The sequence below is a fragment of the Levilactobacillus suantsaii genome (assembly GCF_014069315.1).
Lineage (GTDB): Bacteria > Bacillota > Bacilli > Lactobacillales > Lactobacillaceae > Levilactobacillus > Levilactobacillus suantsaii.
The window spans coordinates 14056-33695 of record NZ_CP059603.1; the positions used below are offsets into that span (position 1 = coordinate 14056).

At 50.7% G+C, this 19640-nt stretch carries 17 protein-coding genes and 1 pseudogene; 9 read left to right on the top strand and 9 right to left on the bottom strand.

Annotated features, from left to right (window positions below):
- Positions 1-137: 137 nt before the first annotated feature.
- The 3 genes and pseudogenes from trpX to H3M12_RS00085 all read left to right on the top strand — a co-directional run bounded on the left by trpX (position 138) and on the right by H3M12_RS00085 (position 2792).
- On the top strand, positions 138-1133 hold the full coding sequence (gene trpX, locus H3M12_RS00075) for a tryptophan ABC transporter substrate-binding protein (protein WP_129031954.1): 996 nt from the start codon (positions 138-140) through the stop codon (positions 1131-1133).
- Entirely contained in the window at positions 1130-2029 is a 900-nt protein-coding gene (locus H3M12_RS00080) for an ABC transporter permease (protein WP_129031956.1), read from the top strand. The genes trpX and H3M12_RS00080 overlap by 4 nt, the downstream gene beginning before the upstream one ends.
- A pseudogene (locus H3M12_RS00085) lies at positions 2022-2792 on the top strand (ABC transporter ATP-binding protein). The gene H3M12_RS00080 and the pseudogene H3M12_RS00085 overlap by 8 nt, the downstream one beginning before the upstream one ends.
- A gap of 61 nt (positions 2793-2853) precedes the next feature.
- Here the strand turns inward: H3M12_RS00085 and H3M12_RS00090 are convergent.
- Entirely contained in the window at positions 2854-3711 is an 858-nt protein-coding gene (locus H3M12_RS00090; protein WP_182150751.1) for an NAD(P)-dependent oxidoreductase, read from the bottom strand.
- A 330-nt stretch (positions 3712-4041) separates the two neighbouring features.
- On the opposite strand from H3M12_RS00090, the gene H3M12_RS00095 reads away from it, so the two are divergent.
- Entirely contained in the window at positions 4042-4815 is a 774-nt protein-coding gene (locus tag H3M12_RS00095) for a hypothetical protein (protein WP_129031961.1), read from the top strand.
- 295 nt (positions 4816-5110) lie between these two features.
- Here H3M12_RS00095 and H3M12_RS00100 read toward each other — a convergent pair whose 3' ends face one another.
- Positions 5111-5869 (bottom strand): TerC family protein, encoded by a 759-nt coding sequence (locus H3M12_RS00100; protein ID WP_129031962.1) that lies wholly within the window; start codon positions 5867-5869, stop codon positions 5111-5113.
- Positions 5870-6085: 216 nt separating this feature from the next.
- On the opposite strand from H3M12_RS00100, the gene H3M12_RS00105 reads away from it, so the two are divergent.
- Positions 6086-7408 carry a serine hydrolase gene (locus tag H3M12_RS00105; protein ID WP_407657805.1) on the top strand — a complete coding sequence of 441 codons (1323 nt, stop codon included), beginning with the start codon at positions 6086-6088 and terminating at the stop codon, positions 7406-7408.
- A 60-nt stretch (positions 7409-7468) separates the two neighbouring features.
- On the opposite strand, the gene H3M12_RS00110 is transcribed toward H3M12_RS00105, so the two are convergent.
- Complete coding sequence (locus tag H3M12_RS00110) at positions 7469-8092, bottom strand: glycoside hydrolase family 73 protein (protein ID WP_129031964.1); 624 nt, start codon at positions 8090-8092, stop codon at positions 7469-7471.
- 122 nt (positions 8093-8214) lie between these two features.
- On the opposite strand from H3M12_RS00110, the gene H3M12_RS00115 reads away from it, so the two are divergent.
- Positions 8215-9204 carry a YdcF family protein gene (locus tag H3M12_RS00115; RefSeq protein WP_129031966.1) on the top strand — a complete coding sequence of 330 codons (990 nt, stop codon included), beginning with the start codon at positions 8215-8217 and terminating at the stop codon, positions 9202-9204.
- Positions 9205-9333: 129 nt separating this feature from the next.
- Here the strand turns inward: H3M12_RS00115 and H3M12_RS00120 are convergent, their stop codons facing one another.
- Positions 9334-10311 carry a linear amide C-N hydrolase gene (locus H3M12_RS00120; protein WP_182150753.1) on the bottom strand — a complete coding sequence of 326 codons (978 nt, stop codon included), beginning with the start codon at positions 10309-10311 and terminating at the stop codon, positions 9334-9336.
- A 21-nt stretch (positions 10312-10332) separates the two neighbouring features.
- The gene (locus tag H3M12_RS00125; protein WP_129031969.1) at positions 10333-10572 is read right to left on the bottom strand and encodes a hypothetical protein; all 240 of its coding nucleotides are present in this window, start codon (positions 10570-10572) and stop codon (positions 10333-10335) included.
- 203 nt (positions 10573-10775) lie between these two features.
- Between H3M12_RS00125 and H3M12_RS00130 the strand changes: the two genes are divergently transcribed.
- Positions 10776-13571 (top strand): MMPL family transporter, encoded by a 2796-nt coding sequence (locus H3M12_RS00130; RefSeq protein WP_129031971.1) that lies wholly within the window; start codon positions 10776-10778, stop codon positions 13569-13571.
- A gap of 80 nt (positions 13572-13651) precedes the next feature.
- On the opposite strand, the gene H3M12_RS00135 is transcribed toward H3M12_RS00130, so the two are convergent.
- Positions 13652-14119, bottom strand: coding sequence for a MerR family transcriptional regulator (locus tag H3M12_RS00135; RefSeq protein WP_233449189.1), 468 nt, complete (start codon positions 14117-14119; stop codon positions 13652-13654).
- 184 nt (positions 14120-14303) lie between these two features.
- On the opposite strand from H3M12_RS00135, the gene H3M12_RS00140 reads away from it, so the two are divergent.
- The gene (locus H3M12_RS00140; protein WP_182150754.1) at positions 14304-14771 is read left to right on the top strand and encodes a C40 family peptidase; all 468 of its coding nucleotides are present in this window, start codon (positions 14304-14306) and stop codon (positions 14769-14771) included.
- Between the two features lie 156 nt (positions 14772-14927).
- On the opposite strand, the gene H3M12_RS00145 is transcribed toward H3M12_RS00140, so the two are convergent.
- Complete coding sequence (locus H3M12_RS00145; RefSeq protein WP_225423495.1) at positions 14928-15356, bottom strand: GNAT family N-acetyltransferase; 429 nt, start codon at positions 15354-15356, stop codon at positions 14928-14930.
- A gap of 22 nt (positions 15357-15378) precedes the next feature.
- Positions 15379-16044: a histidine phosphatase family protein gene (locus H3M12_RS00150; RefSeq protein ID WP_182150755.1), complete on the bottom strand. Its 666-nt coding sequence runs from the start codon at positions 16042-16044 to the stop codon at positions 15379-15381.
- 395 nt (positions 16045-16439) lie between these two features.
- On the opposite strand from H3M12_RS00150, the gene H3M12_RS00155 reads away from it, so the two are divergent.
- Complete coding sequence (locus H3M12_RS00155; protein ID WP_129032168.1) at positions 16440-18530, top strand: LTA synthase family protein; 2091 nt, start codon at positions 16440-16442, stop codon at positions 18528-18530.
- Between the two features lie 72 nt (positions 18531-18602).
- Here H3M12_RS00155 and H3M12_RS00160 read toward each other — a convergent pair whose 3' ends face one another.
- Entirely contained in the window at positions 18603-19598 is a 996-nt protein-coding gene (locus H3M12_RS00160) for an NAD(P)/FAD-dependent oxidoreductase (RefSeq protein ID WP_129031979.1), read from the bottom strand.
- Positions 19599-19640 lie beyond the last annotated feature (42 nt).

Below are 19640 nucleotides of genomic sequence, written 5' to 3' on the forward strand. Positions count from 1 at the left end.
CCGGCTTAACTTTCTGATGGAAAGCGGTCCGCACGGATGTTTTATCCGCCAGCGGACCTTTTATTTTGGGGTACCCGCTGTGGCTGGGTACCCCTTTTTATCAGTGCCAAATTTATAAAGTGAGGTTAGTAGCAATCATGAAACGATTATACGGGTTAATTGCGATTTTACTAATTTTCCTGGGGGTCGCTTATGTCCAGGAGACCCACCAACAAAAAACGAAAAAATCAAGCATGCCGACGGTCGGCATCTTACAACTCCTGTCCCACCCCGCCCTCGATTCGATTCATAAGGGAATCATTCACGGGTTGGCAACGGAAGGTTACCACGTCAATAAGAACATCAAGATTGACTTTCAAAACGCCCAAAACGACCAGAGTAACTTGAAGACCATGAGTGCGCGCTTCGTCAACGAAAATGCCGATGCCATGATCGGTATCGCCACCCCAGCTGCTCAGGCGTTGGCCAACGCTTCCAGTACCACTCCGGTCGTGCTCGGGGCCATCACTGATCCCAAGGGCGCCGATTTGGTCAAGAGTAACACCCGTCCGGGGACCAACGTTACCGGGGTCTCTGACCAAGCACCACTCAAGGCCCAGCTTAAATTGATTCAAAAAATCATGCCCAAGATGAAGCATCTCGGCATCATCTACACCTCGTCGGACGACTCGGCGACCGCGCAATACCACAAATTTGCGTCCCTTTGCAAAAAAGAACATGTTGACCTTAAGGCTTACTCCATCGCCAACACCAACGACTTGAACCAGGTCGCCCAGCGAATGGTCTCTCAAGTCGACGCGGTCTACGTGCCGACCGACAATACGGTGGCCAGTGCCATGCAAACGCTAGTTGCGACCGCCAACACCAAAAAGGTCCCCGTCTTCCCAGCTGTGGACACCATGGTCAAGGCCGGGGGACTGGCCACCTTGAGTATCGACCAGTACAAGCTAGGCGTTCAAACCGGCAAGATGACCGCTGCCATCTTAAAGGGTAAGGACCCGGCCACCACCCCCATCAAGTTCGAAAGTCACGGGGAAATGACCGTTAATCTAAAAACTGCAAAAAAATTAGGCATCACGTTACCGAAATCTGTCGTTAAAGAAGCTAAACAACACGGGGAGGTCTTCAAATGAGTGTTATGGTCTCAACAATCGGTCAGGGCCTACTCTGGGCCGTCTTAGGGGTTGGGTTATTCCTGACCTTTAGAATTTTAGATTTTGCGGATATGACGGTCGAAGGGACGTTCCCATTAGGGGCTGCCACCTGTGTCGTCGCCATCAGTAACGGGTTTTCCCCCATCGCCGCCACCTTACTCGCTTTTGTCGTCGGTAGCCTAGCTGGGCTAATTACCGGCCTGCTCTACACCAAGGGGCACATTCCCATCCTGTTAGCCGGGATTTTAGTCATGACGGCCTGCTATTCGGTCAACTTACGGATCATGGGCCGGGCCAACGTGTCGTTACTCGGCAAATCGACCTTGTTTAAAAACAAATTTTTGGAAAGTTTACCGCAGTACTTCGATAGCGTTGTACTGGGAACCATCGTGATGGTCGTGGTCACGGGCATCGTCATCTACTTCCTGCAGACCCAACTGGGCCAGGGCTTCATCGCCACCGGGGATAACCAGACCATGGCCCGGTCGCTCGGAATCAACACCGACAACATGAAAATCATGGGCCTGATGGTCTCCAACGGCTTGATTGCCTTTGGTGGTGCGTTAGTCGCGCAAAACAACGGCTACGCCGACGTCAACATGGGAATCGGCATCATCGTCATTGCATTGGCCTCCATCATCATCGGCGAAGTCGCCTTCGGGGATCTAACCTTGAACCAACGGTTAGTTGCTGTAACTTTGGGGAGTATCCTCTACCGTTTCGTGTTGCTAATCGTCCTGAGCCTCGGCTTCAACGCCAACGACTTGAACTTGCTGTCCGCTATCGTCCTAGCCCTATGCATGATGCTACCGGTCTTCAAACAGGCGTTCAACTTCAAGCACATTTTGAAACGGGGGTTAGATACCAATGACTAAACCATTACTCGAATTGAAAAACGTGGTGTTGAAGGTCAACCGCAACACTCCCGAAGAAATCAAGATTCTCGACCACCTGAATCTGACCATCAACGCCGGTGATTTCATCACGGTCTTAGGCTCTAACGGAGCCGGAAAATCGACCCTCTTCAACGCTATCGGCGGCGACTTGAGTATCGACAGTGGTCAAATTCTCTTGAACGGTCGCGACATCGCCCACGACTCCGTGGAAAAGCGGACCCGCTTCTTGAGCCGGGTCTTCCAGGATCCCAAACTGGGAACCGCCCCCCGGATGACCGTCGCCGAAAACCTCTTGCTAGCCCAACGGCGGGGACAACGGCGCGGCTTACGGCCACGGCGATTGAACCGGCAAATGGATTACTTCAAAGAAATCACGACCACCATGCATAACGGTTTGGATGAGCGCTTAACGACGGCGACTGGCAACCTCTCCGGGGGCCAACGCCAAGCCCTGAGTTTCTTAATGGCCACTTTGAAACGACCGGAACTGCTCTTGCTCGACGAACACACCGCCGCGTTAGACCCGCAGACCAGCCAGGACTTGATGCATTTGACCAACCAACGGGTCCAAGATTAACAACTGACCTGTTTAATGATCACGCACCACCTCGAAGATGCCCTGACCTACGGCAACCGGTTGATTGTCCTGCATCATGGGCAAATCACCTTCGACGTGGCCGGACCCGAAAAAGCCGCGTTGACCACCGAAAAGCTCTATAGCTTCTTCGCGGAAATCGAATAATTAAAACACCCTCGTCAATTAAGTAATGGCGAGGGTGTTTTTGTGTGCTGGCACATTTAATTTAATAGATTTTGATCAGGCCCTGTGTCCCGTCGTTACCTAGACCACGGTCATCGACCATGGTTTCATATAACTGCTTAGCTTGGCGGGTCGCTGGTAAATCAAGGTGCATCCGGTCGGCCTCTTGCAAGGCAATCCGTAAATCTTTTAAGAAATGCTTGGCAAAGAAGCCGGGCGTATAATCGTCCTTTAAGATACGAGGAACGTAGGTGTCCATACTCCAGTTATCGGCGCCCCCACTACTTAGCGTTGCTAGGACTTGGGGGAGGTCCAAATCGGCTGCCTTGGCGTAAACTAACATTTCGGTCAACCCCGTCATGGTCCCAGCAATCATGATTTGATTGGCCATTTTAGTGTGTTGGCCGTTGCCCGCGGGACCGAAGTAGTTGACCCGTTGCCCAAGCTGTTGAAAAAGTGGCGTTAGGCGATCATAGGCTTCCTGGTCACCGCCGACCATGACGGTTAAGGTCGCTTGTTGCGCCCCAATGTCACCACCGGGAACAGGCGCGTCTAGAGCTTGTAACTGGTGCGCGTGGGCTTTCTCTGCTAATTCTGCCGCCAACGCCGGGGTACTGGTGGTCATATCCACCACGATACTTCCCGCTTGAGCCCCAGCAAAAATGCCGTCTTCGCGCAAGTAAACATCGCGCACATCTTGGGGATAGCCAACCATGGTAATCGTCACGTCAGCTCCGGTCGCCGCTAGCTGGGGGGAGTCCACCCACTGAGCACCCGCAGTTAGAACCGCTTTAGCATGGGTCTTTGTCCGATTATAGACCGTCACCTGATGTCCGGCACCCAATAAGTTTTTGATGATGCCGGTACCCATGACGCCAGTCCCGATAAAACCAATTTTCATTTTGATAACCTCCCATAATTTCACTATAGGGTTATCATACCACTCACTTTGGTGACTTCATCTACACACCCATTGTGGGTCCTTATCCCCCACACACGTGGAAGGATACTAACTTGAAAGTCCTCACTGTATTCTAAAATGAGCCAGGAAGAATTAAAAATAACAATAAAAGAAAAGGACTTAGTCACTCCTCTTCTCTTACGTCTAAATTTTGGCAAGAAATCAAAGAATCAGATAAAGAAGCTTTACATTTCTCAATATATAACTATTATAAGGTTATAATTGATGGATTGTAACCTTATCGATGGCATATAAAAAGGATGACAAATCATGGCTAATGTAATCGAAACAGAATACAAAGGTAAGCAGCGAACTCTTTCAGAAATTTCTAAAATGACGGGATTAGATCATCGATTATTATATAATCGATGGCACCGGGGTGTACGTGGCGATGAGTTAGGCGCTAAAGCCCCCAAGAAGATTCTGACCGAATACAAAGGTGAAAAGCGAACGCTATATGGGATTGCTAAGATGACCGATACCAGTTATCCTGTAATCTTACATCGCTATAATCAAGGATACCGTGGTGATGAGTTGGGTCGTGACCAATCTCAAAACGCCACACATAATCTACTCCTGATTGATTATAAGGGTAAGAAGCGGACTCTTTCAGAAATTTCTAAAATGACGGGATTAGACCATCGACTATTATATAATCGATGGCACCGGGGTGTACGTGGTGATGAGTTAGGTGCTAAGTTACAAAAAGCCCCCAAGAAAATTCTGACCGAATACAAGGGTGAAAAGCGAACACTATACCGGATTGCTAAGATGACCGGTACCAGTTATCCTGTAATCTTACATCGTTATAATCACGGGTACCGTGGTGATGATTTAGGTCGTGACCAATCTCGAAGCGCCGCCCGTAATCTACACTTGATTGATTATAAGGGTAAGCAGATGACTTTATATGAAATTGCGAAGGACGCCGAAGTCACTTACCAAACTGTTTGGAATCGCTATAATCAGGGCTTCCGGGGAACAGCCCTCACTGCTAAACGTTACGATCTTGATAAAGATGATACACCAACTGAAAAAAAGTAATGGCAGAAATAAGATGAGGTCTAGACTTATCCCCATACACACGGGAAACACACTAAATCAACACCAGTTTTAAATAATTCTCAAACTTGAAAAATCCAATTTTACATTAGAACTACTCGAAGATTACTTTTATCTTATTGGGTCTTTACCACTATTCAGCACCATAGACTTCTACTACTTTAAATTTCGGTATTTTTTGAAAGCGATTACTTTACTAAAGAACCTAAAACAGGCTTTTCAAGTATTTTGATGCTTGGAAAGCCTGTTTTATGTTAATCGATGTTAATTATTAGCTTTAATCGTTTTTCTTCGCCGGGGCCTTCTTCTGGCGCACGGCGTGAATGATCAGCGTGATAACGATTGCCCCCACGACTACCAGACCAAATAAAGCAGCTGGAATTTCAATATCAATGGCGGGAATCGATAGGAACAACTTCACGGCAATAATCCCAATCAGGATGTAAGCCATGGGTTCCAATTCGGGAATCCGTCGCATCAGTTTCATGATGACTTCGGCCACGCCCCGCATGGCCAGAATCCCAATCATCCCCCCAATGAGGACGATGACAGGGTTGTTTGAAATGGCTAACGATGCCAAAACCGAATCGATGGAGAACACGATATCCATCATTTCAATCTGAATGACTACCGACCAAAAGAGCGAAATTCCCCGGCGCTTCTTTTTATCTGCAACCAACTTCCGCGTGTGCTTCACACGGGTTCGGGTAAAGAACTGAAAGACCAGGTAGGCCAGATACAGCGACCCCAAGACCTTAATCTCCCAAAAATTAATCAAATAGGTCCCTAACCCAATGATGATGAACCGAAAAATATAGGCTCCCCAAATCCCGTAAAACAACGACTTTTCACGTAACTCTTGGGTGGGTAGCGACTGCGTTTGCGCCGCTAAGACCACCGCATTATCCACGGACAACAGACACTCGATTAAGACCAACGAAAAGATAATCAGCCAATCGTCACCCGTTGTGATCACAGTTTCCCAGTTGTGCGGATCGAAGAACGGCCCGTATAACTGACCTAGAAAGTGTAGCACCGCATGTCTCAGCTCCCTTTTTGTTTAGGCTTATTTTACCATACGCGTTTCGCAGTTGCGACCGCGGACCGTCAATTTTTCGGCCCCGTTTGATAATTTTATTTGTTAATTCAAATTGTAAACTGTTTAAATTGTTACCAAAGCGCCATCAAGTTGTTATTCATTCGCAACTTGATGGCGGTACCATTGGTGTAGATTACCAATCAAGGGGAATGGATGGTTATTGTGAAAAAAGTTATGTTAATCGCCGCAGCCGCGTTAGTGACCTGGGGCCTATTACCAATCGGGGAAAGTCACGCCAGCAGTTATTTTAGAATCGTCCGGACTGAAAAAACGGATTATAACGCTCGCTTCGTCAGTCAGCCACGCCGCAACGACGGTATTTACTATTATGGGCCGTACAATACCCGGCGCTCGGCCACGACCCGCGATGCCAGTGGTAAGAACTGGCAACATCGTTTTGTGCGCGTCAGTCAAATCGCCACGTTATCTAACGGGGTCAAGTTCGTGAAATTTTCCTGGTACGGCAAGACCATCGGCTGGGTGGATCAAGCCGCCCTGCAGAAGTTCAGCCGGACTGATAATGCCCGGGTGCTCTTAGAAAACGCCCATTTCGAAGGCCGGGCCATGATTTTCAACCACTATGCGACTGGGGCCAGCCTAATCAGCGTAGGGTACGCGGATCAACCCAGCAAGTCGGCCAATTCGGCAGCCACGCTCTACCCGTTGGCTTCCCTGCAAAAGGTGATTACTGGCGCCATCATCGAACAGCTGACCAGTGAGCACCGGTTAGCCATGACGGAAAAACTCAGCCGCTTCTTCCCGACCATCAAAGACAGTGAAAATATCACGATTCGTCAACTACTCGACCAACGCTCCGGCATCAAAATGGATGAGACCACGCCTAACACGGTCTTGACCACTCAGGACGCTCAGTTGAACTACACCCTCACACAATTAACTTCGACCGGAGCGGGCCGCTACAACTACACCAACGCCAACTACACCCTGCTCGCCGCTATCGCCAGCAAGGTCACCGGCGAATCCTACAACACGTTAATCCAAAAACGAATCATTCGTCCGCTAAACCTGACCGATACCCACGCGTGGGACCAGTTGCCGACATCACAGTTGACGGCCAGTGGCTACAGCTACGCTAACGGTCAAGATTACCGATCCAACGGCGTTTCTCGTGAGTTAGTGTCCTCGTTACTGGGAGCTGGTAACTATTACTCGACCCCTGAAGACTACTACGCCATCCAAAAGGGGCTCCGGAATGGCAAGATTCTGACCCGTGACCAATACCTCGACCTCGCTAACCACTACCAGCATGATTATGATGGTGGTTTATATCACTACAGCAACGGCATCAAACGGGTCCACGGGACGTTGGGAACCTCGGGATACGATACCGTGTATTACGGTACGGAAGGCAACAAATACGGTGCAATCCTCTTTGCCAACCAGTCGCCGCAGCATTCCATCAACACACTAGCCAGGACCTTGTACGATTTAGCTTACTACTACAACGAAAATTAAACAGCAACAATTAAAGGGGGTTCGGACGCTGGTCCGAACCCCCTGGTTGTCTTTTCATGATTACGTGTCATACTGGTTAAGATTATACGTGGCAATCACGTTGGTTAATTTGCGCGCATAGTGCGGATCCGTGGCATAGCCGTTGGTCTGTAACAACTTGGCCGCCGTCTGATAATCCGTCACGGTTCCTTTAAAATAGTTCTGTTTAAGCAACGCATCGTGATCCAAAATAGCATCCGTTAGATTCGGATAATTCCGGAAATTTGCCCGGACCTTGACCGTCTTGTTATTGACGTACTCCGTGGTCATGAAGCTTTTACTGCTACCTTGGTAACTCCCCTTCACCCCAAACGGATTATTCGCCTGCAAGAAAAGTTGCGATGTGCCCCAACTCGATTCCAAAATGGCTTGAGCAATCACGATACTAGGCAAGACTTGGCCGTTTTGATGGTACACTCGAACCGCGGGTGCCGCCATTTTTTTGATAAACTTTTTCTGCGCAGCCGTTTCCCCGGACGAAGAACTCGTGCTAGTGGCGGTGACCACCCCGTTTTGAATCTCAGTTTTTATGTGACCCCGAACCAGCATTCCGCCCCCCACGACAATCAGAACTAGCACAAAGAGCCAGGTCGCAAAGGCCGGATGACTATTCCGTTGGCGATTTTTTCGACGTCGTTTTGGCACCCGTGTCCCCCCAATTTCGGTTATAATTAGGTCTATTATAACCATAGTTGCCTCGTAAAAGTCACGTTTACGCCACGTAGTCACAATAAAACTTAATCTTTTCTCGAAGGGAGGTGTTTCTCGTGCTTCTCAGCGCAATCGTCTTTTTACTCTGTTTAACCGCACTGATCACGTTCTGGGAACCCCACGGTTTATTCAGCGCCGTCACGACCAGTTTTTGCGGCGGCTTAATTATCTTAATCACTAGCTTTTCGCCCCACCAGTGGGCCCATGGTCTCGCCGTGATTGGCTGGCTAGTGGTTGCCCTCATCGCTTTCAGCGGACTGGTGACCCTGATTCTCATCATGGGGTGGCCCCACGCCGTCCTCAAAAAACGCGAACGATTAACCGGGTGGCTCCGATTGGCAATTGCCGGGTGGCTCTTACTGAGTGCCGGCTGGTCGTGGGCCGCACTCTCCGGTCACTTTACCGACACTCTGTGGCCCTGGCTCACCTTCATCCCTGTTTACAGCTTATATTTAGGCTTACTGTATGCGGCCAGTTTGATAGGCTTTTGGCGGGTCAGTCTCGTCAGTGCCCACCACGCCGATACCTTAGTCGTTTTAGGGGCTGGACTGCACCGCGGCCACATTATCGGCCGAACCTTACAGTCCCGGCTGGACACCGCCTTGGCCTTAGCGACCCAACAGGATCACCCGGTGACCATCATCGTGACCGGGGGCCAGGGAGCAGACGAAGACCTCCCTGAAGCTAGCGCTATGGCGGCCTACCTTAAGCAGCATCACTTCCCCGCCGCTAACCTCATCGAGGAACCCGTCGCAACCAATACGTTCAGTAACTTACTGAACAGTCAACCTCTCTGGGCCCAACTGCCCCAGCAGGGCGGTCGCGTCGTGGTAGTCACCAGTAACTACCACCTCTTTCGCACCCAAATTTTGGCCCACCAATTGGGCTTACATTTGGGTGGTGCCGCAGCCCCAACTCGTTGGGGTACCTTGCCCCTCGCCTGGGCGCGCGAATTTTTAGCCATCGTTATCTTACATCCACGTTTGCACCGCAGCGTTCTGCTAGCGTTATTGGGATTAAACATCCTCGGTGTCCTTATCTTTTGACCCGAACAAAAGTATCTAGGACAAAACATTAAAGGGCACCGCTTTTAAATGAATTTTCATTTAAAAGCGGTGCCCTTTAAGTTACTCAGTGCCCATAGTGGTGCCGAAGCGTGCGCCAAAAGTTAGTTTTTAATTCAACGCCGTCACGTGCAACGCATTTCTAATCGGGTAAAATTTCGGTTGCGACCACGTTAGCATCTCCGACGTTAAGTGTAATCGAACCAGATCCAACCGGTTGTACGGCTGGAAGTAGTAGGTCAACGATTCGCTACAAGTCGCCGCCCGGTAAACCGAATAGGTGGGGCGGTAGTGGTGACTCTTGGGAACCGTCACACTGTTCAAGAGGTGCCAGGCACTGATGATGCCCTCGTTTTCGTTGGCCGGCAAATCGGCGCGTTCTTTATAATACGCGGCCCGCACGAACCGGCCGCCCGGTGTGAACGACCCGCTAGGAACGGGTTTCCCCGAAAAACGTCCGGTCGTGACTCGCGGCGTGTTCAACGGCACGGTCCCCGCCACGAAATCATCGGTATACGTCACGTACTGCCCCAACCGCTGTAACTGTTGCGTAAAATCCTTGCTGTTGGTGACCACACCTAACGGATTTTCACGAACCCGCATGGGAAAGTGGGTCGGTTCGATGACGACCGTGCGACCAGTTCGGTCGACCACGGCAAAGTGTAACTCGCTGTCCCCGATAGGGTTGGCCGCGAGTCGCCCACTCATCAGTTGGATTTCCTCCAGATGCGCTTCAATCTCGGCGACCGATGCGAAGTTGCTTAACAAGTAGAAAGAAAATTCGAACGGTGCCAAATGGACGTGTCCCGCTGTGGGCGTATCCACCAGTTGCGAGCCATTGGCGAAGGTCAGCTTCTGAACACTAAGCCCCTTTTCGTTGACCCCGTCAGACACATCGATTTCGTGGTCGTGTGGTCCACCACCACCGATTAACGCGTAGCGGCCCACATGGGGTTGGTTATCAAATAGACTTAACCAACGGTACCCCCGCGGCACGAAGAGGGGCATGCTCTTCATCACGTGCCAATCCATGGTCCGAGCCAGGATGTGACTGCCATCCTTAGCGATTTGTAAAATACTGGTACACATCCTTAAAGTCCCCCTTCACGGTTAGTCCGCAGCTTGCGCGTCAATCAGAAACTGCTGAAATTGCTGGTCAATTTTGCGTTGCCGGGCAGTCTCGCCCGAAAGCTCCAGTGCGGCCACACTCGCCGTAATCTGCAGGTAGGCAAATAAAATCTGGCTAGGATCTAAGCCCACCTTAGTCGCTAATTGACTGGCATACTGAAACCGGTCCGGTCCCATCATAGGAGCAAAGGGACTTTCATAAGTCCGGTGGCGTTTGGTCATCGGTTAGTCACTTCCTTTTAGTACGTAAGTACCCTTACCTTACCGACTTTTAGCGCGAAGTCAACCAAAAGACTTCCTTAACTTTCCTTAAATCCACCTTAACCTCTTCCGTGAAGTGCTTAATATGGTAAAATTAAGCATTAATTATACCCTGCTCGCACGGTGCAATTAATAACTTAGGTTAGAGAGGACTCAGATTACATATGCAAGAACGGATCAGAAAACTTCACCACAACCGAATTTTTGCACTCGTATTCTGGTTAGTGGTGGTCTTTGCGGCCATCGTAACCCTGCCAAATGTTAACACGATCATTCAATATGATGGTCAACCACAATTGGCAAATACGAGTCAACCCGTGAAGGCCTCCCAGGTACGGAACCATTGGGGCCGTAACCTTGACGGGACCTACACGGTCAACGCGGTGTTTAACAACCCCGCGGGAAAGTTAACCAACAAGCAACTCCTCGCGATCAATAAGACCACGGCGACGTTGCAGAAGAAGGCCAGCAACTACGGGATTCAAAAGATCACGACCATGACCAATACCCCGACGAGTCGACCGCAACTCTTGTCCAAGGACCAGTCCACGGAAATTGTGCAATTATCGATTAGTCATAATCAAGGACCGGTTCGCGACGTGGCCAATCAGTTGAAGAACCAAATCGCCACGGTCGGGTTGGAGACCTACGTCACCAGTCCCGAAATCGTGAGCGATGCGGCTAACGCCCATATTTCGTCATTCACTTTAATCGTGATTTTAATGACGTTATTGGTCGCGTTGGTCGCCATGGGGATTTTGTTTGCTTCCATTATCGCCCCGATCATTACCTTCTTGGCGATTCTGATTAGTTACATCTCCACGTTAAGTCTCGCGACTAACTTAGCCTATCACTGGAACTTCGCGTATTCGGAATACACGCCAATCTTCCTGCTACTGGGTATCAGTCTGTTTACGTTACTGACCAGCTTCTGGTTCTTCCGGCGCTTACGTGACTTGGTTGACGAGGGCACCGATAGTCAAGCAGCCACGACCCAAGTTATTCATGACCTAGGGTACCGGATCTTAACCAGCACTTTAGCCTTGACGCTAGCCTTCTGCAGTCTGACGCTGTTCGACTTCTCGAGTATCAGAGCGCTGGGCGTCCTGGGCATCGGCTTTGCCATTACTGGGATTGCCAGTGTCACCTTGATTCCCGTCTTCGCCGGCCTACTGGGTAACAGTCTCTTCTGGCCGAAGAAGACCCGGCCCCAATTGGCAGACCACAAAGTTTGGCACCAATTGGCTCGCTTCGGGTTATGGCAACCTTGGATTGCCGTTATCGTGTTGCTCTACTTTGCAGGGGTCGGCTTCTTTGGCGGCAACAACGCCCATTTGAGTTACACCAACGCTCAAGATATCCCGAATAACCAGGCCGTACAGGGCGCCCGGGTCCTCAGTGCCCACTTTGGCCAGGGTAAGGCCACGCCGGTCACCCTGTACCTGCAAACATCCAAACGGTTAGACAACCAAAACCAGCTTTACCAGTTAGATAACCTGACCCGTAAGCTGCAGGCCCAACCGGGAGTCGCGTCCGTGACCTCTGTCACCCAACCCGGTGGCCAACCCGTGACGCAATACTACGCCACGACCCAGTTAGCCGGCATCACCACCAGTTTGTCGGGGGCCATGGGCCAATTACAATCCGTGCAAAACGCCATCAAGGGCGACCAAAATGGTCTGAAACAAAAGACTTTGAAGGCCGAAGTCAAACGCCTGAACAAGTTATCTAACCAGACCAGCAAACTGGTCAGCCAAAGTGGTGACCTCGAATCCGCCATCTCTTCGGCTCGTAGTAATGCAACCACTAGCAACGGTAGCTCTTCCAAAGCCGCTCGCCGTTACGTGCGGCAGTTGAACCAAGTCGACCAAGAATTGACTGACGCGGCTTCCACGCTCACGAACCTGAGCGACGCGGCTTCCACGGCCGACACGACCGTCACGACCGCTCATTCTGGGTTGAGCACCTACGCCGATGCCATCAAGTCCGTTAACGCCAACTTGAAACAAACGCGTAAGCAGGTCAAGAAGCTAAACAAGTCCCTCAACCAGATCTACACTTACCTGAATGGTTTACAAACTTCCGAAGCAGCGAAAAACTTGTACCTGACGCCGAACCAAATTGCCAGCGGTGAGTTCCAACAATCCCTGGTCAACTTCACCGACGCTAAGGTCAAGACGACCGCACTGACGATTACTTTGAAACAGGCGCCGAACGCACAGTCCACGACCAAGACTTTAGCCAACCTGCAACAGGTGGCCGATAGTCAGCTTCGGGGAACGATTCTAAAGCACGCCACCTTGACCTTCTCCGGCCAACCCGTAGTCACGTCGACCTTGCAAACGCAATTGCAACAAGACTTACCGCGGGTCATTGCCACGGTCTTTGGCATCGTCTTATTGTTACTCGTCTTATTCAGTCGTTCCCTGCTCCAGACCAGCTACTGGTTCTTAACCTTCCTGGCTTCCGCGGGGGCCAGTTACCAACTGACCCGTGTCCTCATGCAGTGGTTGACCGGTAACACCCAGTTCAACTGGCAGGTTCCACTATTGGCCATCGTGCCGTTGACGGTCCTGGCCGTTGTCGAACTGACTCAGTTAGCCTTAAGCTACCGCTCAACCGACGCAGCACTCACCGAGTGGCTCTTACCGGGCTTACACGCTGTTGGTCAGACGATGCGTCACTCCCTGTTCATCGTCATTGCCGGGATATTGGGGCTCTTAGCCGCTGAATCACAAGTCTTAACGGCGGTCGCATTGATCACCATCTTGACGGCCATCATCTTCAACATCATGTTGCCACTGATGGCTTCCTCGTTCGGGAAACTATCGGTCATCATTCCGGCCCAGAAGCCGTACCATTTCCACTGGCCATCTAACCGGCGTTCTCGGCGGTCCCAGACGGATACGGCAGCTACGGATACCACCGATGATAATAAGCAGGACGACTCACAAGTCTAATCAAAAATTGCATTTAAAAGGGGACCTGAGAAAAATTCTCAGGTCCCCTTTTAGGTGTGCCAAACCGTTTCAATCGATACCTAGTCAGGCAGGTCTTGCGTCAAACGCCGAGCTTCGGCGTTCGGAACCAGCCGGTAGGTGACGGTGCCCTCTTCTGGCACTAATGCCATTAGGGTCTGTTGGTCGTCAAACGCCCCCATGTTAATGGCGACCTGGCCGTCCATCTCGGCGAACCCCCGTAAGCCTTTAAAGATGAACCGGCGGAGTAACTTAGCGCGCGAATCACGTTCTTGCGCCTTAGCCGCGGCGGCGGTCAATGTATACCCATTATCCAGGTAATATTTGATCATGGATACCTGAACAAAAGTCCCAAACGTGTACACGCGGGCCTGTTCACCCTCCCGTTCTCGCGACTTGATCAGTTGCTTTTTTTCCCAGTACCGCAACTGTCGCGGTGAGACTTGGGTCATACTGGCCAACTCACCAATGCGAAATACCAGCCGGTGCACATCAAAGACATGCCGCATTTCATCTGAAAACTGTGCCACACGAGTCCCTCCCTCTGCTAAACACTTTAATAGTTTAGCAAGTTTACCGCCTGACTGGCAAGGAAAATCCGCAAGTTACGATTTGTTCGAAATATTTAACCCCCTTGAAACTTTTTTGTTACATCATTGTCATATTACACTGCTAATCTTGAAAGCATAATCACAATGAGGAGTTGGGCGTAGGATGAATAAATTTGTTAAACGTCTCATCACGACAACGGTTGCTTTACTGGGACTTGTGACTTTCGCCACGACCACTGCTTCCGCTAAGAGTACCACTTCAACTAAATCAACGGCTAAGGCCACTGCAGTGATTAACAAAACGACCTATAAAGCCGTTTACAAGATTGCTAAGGCTCACTTAGGCGCTCGTTACGTCTACGGGGCCACCGGGCCATCCGCTTTTGATTGCTCCGGGTTTACCAGTTACGTTTATAATCATGGCGCTGATTTCACGCTACCCCGGACCGCTCAGGCCCAGTACAACGCCAACAAGCACGTTACATATGCACACATCAAGAAGGGTGATTGGGTCTTCTTTGGGACCAGCAAATGGGCCATCTCCCACGTGGGATTATACGTCGGCAAGGGCCAGATGATTGATGCCCAGAACCGTGGGGTGGTCAAGGAAGCCGTTCACGCCCCTTGGTAGCATGCGGTTGGGTATGCCCGGGTCACGACGACTCTCGATTAATTTTACACCACCATTGATATTAAAACTTAGACGTCACACCGGCTATTGTCTGGGTGACGTCTTTTTGAGTCAAAAAGTACCGGCCAACTTCTTGGATTGACCGGTACTTTGCGTTTAGTTTTCTTTTGCTCGGTACTGCATGGTCCGGTGGTCGATGCCCGCTTCTTTAAAGGTCTCCCCCACGGGCGTGAAGCCCAATTCCCGATAGAAAGCCATCGCAGTCACCTGTGCATCCAGTGAGATCCGCGCAATATCTGATTTTTGGGCGTCAGCGATAATCTGCTTGATCAACTCGCCAGCGTAGCCCTGGTGCCGGGCCGTCGCCACCGTGGCGACCCGCTGAATCTTGACCCGGTTGCCAGCCAGCATATCAATGCGGGCGGTCGTCACCGGTTGGTCATCGACGTAGCCCACGTAGTGCATTTTGTCTTCATCGGTCCCATCAAGTTCCTCTTCGGGGGCAATTCCCTGCTCATCGATAAAGACCGCGCGCCGAATTGCAATTGCATCTTGGTAACAGGGATTCTGCTTCCCCCACGCCATCCGACATTCCATCCTGTCAGCCTCACTTTTCATCTTTTTGATTATAACTTAATACTGTGATGTCATCTGCCGTCAACCGCAACTTCGTCAAGCTCCCGTTAGCCGGCCGAACGCTCAAATCATACTTACCTTGACCATAACGTTCCATCAGGCTTAATAATGTATTCCCGTGACTAATCAATAAAACGTTATCGCCAGCGTGCAGGTCCGGGTTCTGACGAATCAAGTCAAAGCCCTGATCGACCCGTTGCCAATACTCGTCGTTATTTTCGGCTTGGTAGAAGGGATCGGCTGCTTTTAGGAAGTCCTTGGCCTTCCCAATGGAATACTTCGCCTCAATCGCCTTAAACGTCGGTACCCCATGGGGAGCCCCGGCCACGTACCAGGCTTGTGCCATATCATTACCTTCATAATACCCGTAGAATTCTTCTCGAAAGAACGGCGTCGTGGTTAATTTGGGCGTCGATTGATTGGCCGCAATGATGGTCTGAGCAGTCTGTTCCGCCCGAGTCGTGTCACTACAGTAAGCTGCCGCAAACGGAACATCTCGAAGTGTTTGCCCCGCTTGCTTAGCATCCGCAATGCCGGCTTCAGTCAATGGTGAATTGCTCCATCCCTGCAGTTTATTATAAATATTGAAGTAAGTCTGACCGTGGCGCACCACGTACAGCGTGATTCCTTGATCCATAACGTCTTCACACCTTTCGTCTAAACTATCTCTAGTGTACCAAATTCCACCGGCAAAACGATTACATTTTGGCGCCACTGGCTTAAAGTTTTCCTAAACTTGCCCGGAAAACTTGCCACTCTTGGGTAGCTCTGCTAGGATAAGAGAAATGTCTTCCGTAATTTACTAGTTTGCAGGGTAAATTATGGTAAAATGAGGCTACTTTAGATTCAGTCAGTCAGCCCCGACATTATCATCGTCGGGGTCAAACACCCCACACTGGTTCCCCTTAGCGACCCGCTCGACGGGCTGGGAACTTTTTTCGTGAGTTGACTTTCGCTGGACCATTATCCTGATACGAAGGAGCAATTATCGTGGAACGTTTCAAAAAGATTTGGGCCCGAACCGGGACCCGCATGGGCTTCGTCGCCCTTCTGGTCATCCTGTTTTGGCTAAAGACCCTCATCGCCTACTTTGTGGATTTTAACCTGAACCTCAGCGATCCCTTTCAGTTTATCATCCTCTTACTCAACCCGTTGGCGACGACGCTCCTACTCTTCGGGCTCGCGCTGTACTTCAAACGCGCACGCTTTTTTTACCCGTTCATATTTTTAATCGACATCTTAAATTCGTTACTCCTCTACATCAACGTGATTTATTTCCGGGAGTTTACCGACTTTATGACGGTCAACACCATGTTGGGGTATTCCAAGGTCGACCAAGGCCTCTCTGGTAGTTCGCTTGCATTGACCTCACCCCACGATGTGCTCTACTGGCTGGATTTAATTCTAGTCCTTGGGCTGCTAGCGACCCGGCGCATCTACATCGATCCGCGACCGGTCAACAAGCGCGTGGCTCTGGCCATTACGTCGCTGTCTTGTTTGCTCTTCGCCGGTAACTTAACCTTAGGGGAAATGGACCGGCCCCAACTGTTGACCCGGACCTTCGACCGGACCTACGTGGTCAAATACTTAGGTCTCGATGCCTTCACCGTTTACGACGGCATCAAGACCACCCACACCAGTGAAGTGCGGTCCCACGCCAAGAAGTCCGAACTCAAAGGAATCCTCAAGTTCGTTCATAAAAACTACGCTAAGCCGAACAAGAAGCTCTACGGGGTCGCCAAGGGGAAAAACGTCATCGTCTTGCACCTGGAGAGTTTCCAACAGTTCCTCTTGAATCGTAAAGTCAACGGTCAAGAAGTCACGCCGTTCCTCAACAAGCTCTACAAGAGTAAGTCGACCTACAGCTTCGACAACTTCTTCCACGAAGTTGGTCAAGGGAAAACTTCTGACGCCGAAACGATGTTGGAAACCGGGACCTTCGGCTTATCTCAAGGCTCGTTATTTACCCAATTAGGAAACGACAACACCTTCCAGGCAGCACCCGCCATCTTCGATCAGGAAGGTTACTCCACGGCTGTCTTCCACGGGAACGTGGCCAGCTTCTGGAACCGGAACAACACGTATAAGAACCTAGGCTACCAATACTTCTTCGATGCCAGCTACTACGACACGTCGGGGGATAAGTCATTGGGCTATGGCTTAAAGGATAAGTTGCTCTTCAACGATTCCATCAAATACTTACAACATCTGCAACAACCGTTCTACGTCAAGTATCTGACTGTCTCGAACCACTTCCCGTTCTCACTAGACAGTGAAGATTCCAACTTCAAGACACCCAACACTGGGGACAAAACGGTCGACAACTACTTCAAGACTGCCCACTACCTCGACCAGTCCGTCAAGGAGTTCTACCACTACTTGAAGAAGTCCGGGCTGGCTAAGAACTCGATCATCATGATCTATGGCGACCACTATGGAATCTCTAATTCCTCGAACAAGGCCCTCGCTAAGGTCTTAGGCGTCAACCCTGACGACTGGAACGATTACGACAACGCCCAGCTTCAACGGGTCCCGTTGATGTTCAACATGCCCGGCTACAAGCACGGGAAAGTCGAACATCAATACGGTGGTGAAATTGACGTCTTACCGACCCTGCTCCACTTGATGGGCATTAGTTCGAAGAAGTACCTGCAGTTCGGGACCGATTTGTTCTCCAAGGAACATAACCAGGTCGTCGCCTTCCGGAACCATGATTGGGAGAACCCTGAATACACGTCTGTAGACGGAACCATCTACAGTAACCGGACCGGCCAAGAACTACACCCGAATGCCAAGCAACAAAAGGCCATCGATAAGATGCAAAAGCACGTCAATGAAGCCTTGCACTACTCAGATTCTTTGAACCAAAAGAACCTCTTACGCTTCTACCATCCGAAGGGCTTCAAGGCCGTTGATCCAAACGACTACAACTATTCTGATGGTCTCCAAAAAGAGAAAAAGCTAGAAAAGAAGCTGGGACTGAAGTCTACCAGCATCTTCTCCCGCAACGATGATAAGTCTACCCAGAAGTGGTACCACACCGATGCGCCAGAGTTGAACCACAAGGAAACAAATTCTAACCGCATCAAGATTACCAACCAAGACGATACCAGTGGCAAGTAAGTTATAAAAACCCAGCCGCAATCCGAACGAGCTTTTCGGATTGCGGCTGGGTTTTTTCGGTCTATAATCGATTTAATGAGCTAGCGAGGTACTGTGGACTGGTCCCCGTTTATCTGGGAAGTAAGTGGCCATCAATTGGTGCACGGCCGTGGGGGCCTCACCGTAAGCGGTGGCAATCAGGGGTTGCTTGCCGGCATAGGTCACCCCATCGCCAATCGCATAGATACCTGGCACACTGGTGGCCATGGTCGAATCGACGGCAATCAACCGTTGACTACGCTCAAAGGTCACATCCCAACCCTCGATAACGTGGTAGTCCGACGTAAAGCCGTAACTGACCAAAAGCTTGTCGACTACCAAGTGCTCTTCGGTGGGGGCCCCGACGGTCTTTAAGGTCACGTCGATAGCCCCACTAGGCGTCGAAGCAAGCTGGCGAATCAGATACGGCGTTTTAACCGTCACCGTTGACTGGCGGAGCCGGTCGACCATGTTCTCTAGTCCCCGGAACTGGTTGCGGCGGTGCAACAGCGTCACTGATTGGGCCACGGGTTCTAACATCAGGGCTTGGTCGATAGCTGAATCACCACCCCCGGCGACCAGCACCCGTTGATCCTTGAACGCGGCTAAGTCGGGCACACTGTAGACCAACTGGCCCTTATCCGTAAACTGATCGGCGTTAGCCACGGTTAGCGGCCGCGGAGTAAACGCCCCGTTGCCCACCGCGACAATCACCGTCTTGCTGTGCGTCACGCCCTGTGCCGTGGTCACGTCAAAGCCGTCCCCATCGGCGGCTGCTTGTAAGTTGGTCACCGGCTGGCCAGGTTTGATGGTCAACGGAAATTGCGCCAGTTGCTGGCGTTGGGCGGTAATCAAGTCCCGACCCTTTACGCCCGGGAAACCCGCGACGTCTAAAATCGTCTTCTCCGGGTACAACGCGTTGACCTGGCCTCCCAGGTCGGCTAAGCTCTCCAGTAACTGGGTCTTAGCGTTACGCATCCCCGCGTAGAAGGCGGCGAACATCCCCGCGGGACCCCCACCGATAATGGTGATATCGTAAGTTTCTGTCATCTTCATCACTCCATTGTTTTTTGTTTGAAAGGAAGTCCGAGC

Bases quoted from the DNA above. Each gene is read 5' to 3' on its own strand.
- H3M12_RS00095 (WP_129031961.1), top strand. From the start codon at position 4,042: ATGGCTAATGTAATCGAAACAGAATACAAAGGTAAGCAGCGAACTCTT.
- H3M12_RS00150 (WP_182150755.1), bottom strand. From the start codon at position 16,044: ATGGATCAAGGAATCACGCTGTACGTGGTGCGCCACGGTCAGACTTAC.
- H3M12_RS00140 (WP_182150754.1), top strand. From the start codon at position 14,304: ATGAATAAATTTGTTAAACGTCTCATCACGACAACGGTTGCTTTACTG.
- H3M12_RS00145 (WP_225423495.1), bottom strand. From the start codon at position 15,356: ATGGCGTGGGGGAAGCAGAATCCCTGTTACCAAGATGCAATTGCAATT.
- H3M12_RS00090 (WP_182150751.1), bottom strand. From the start codon at position 3,711: ATGAAAATTGGTTTTATCGGGACTGGCGTCATGGGTACCGGCATCATC.
- H3M12_RS00155 (WP_129032168.1), top strand. From the start codon at position 16,440: ATGGGCTTCGTCGCCCTTCTGGTCATCCTGTTTTGGCTAAAGACCCTC.
- H3M12_RS00130 (WP_129031971.1), top strand. From the start codon at position 10,776: ATGCAAGAACGGATCAGAAAACTTCACCACAACCGAATTTTTGCACTC.
- H3M12_RS00125 (WP_129031969.1), bottom strand. From the start codon at position 10,572: ATGACCAAACGCCACCGGACTTATGAAAGTCCCTTTGCTCCTATGATG.
- H3M12_RS00160 (WP_129031979.1), bottom strand. From the start codon at position 19,598: ATGACAGAAACTTACGATATCACCATTATCGGTGGGGGTCCCGCGGGG.
- H3M12_RS00120 (WP_182150753.1), bottom strand. From the start codon at position 10,311: ATGTGTACCAGTATTTTACAAATCGCTAAGGATGGCAGTCACATCCTG.
- H3M12_RS00080 (WP_129031956.1), top strand. From the start codon at position 1,130: ATGAGTGTTATGGTCTCAACAATCGGTCAGGGCCTACTCTGGGCCGTC.
- H3M12_RS00105 (WP_407657805.1), top strand. From the start codon at position 6,086: ATGGTTATTGTGAAAAAAGTTATGTTAATCGCCGCAGCCGCGTTAGTG.
- trpX (WP_129031954.1), top strand. From the start codon at position 138: ATGAAACGATTATACGGGTTAATTGCGATTTTACTAATTTTCCTGGGG.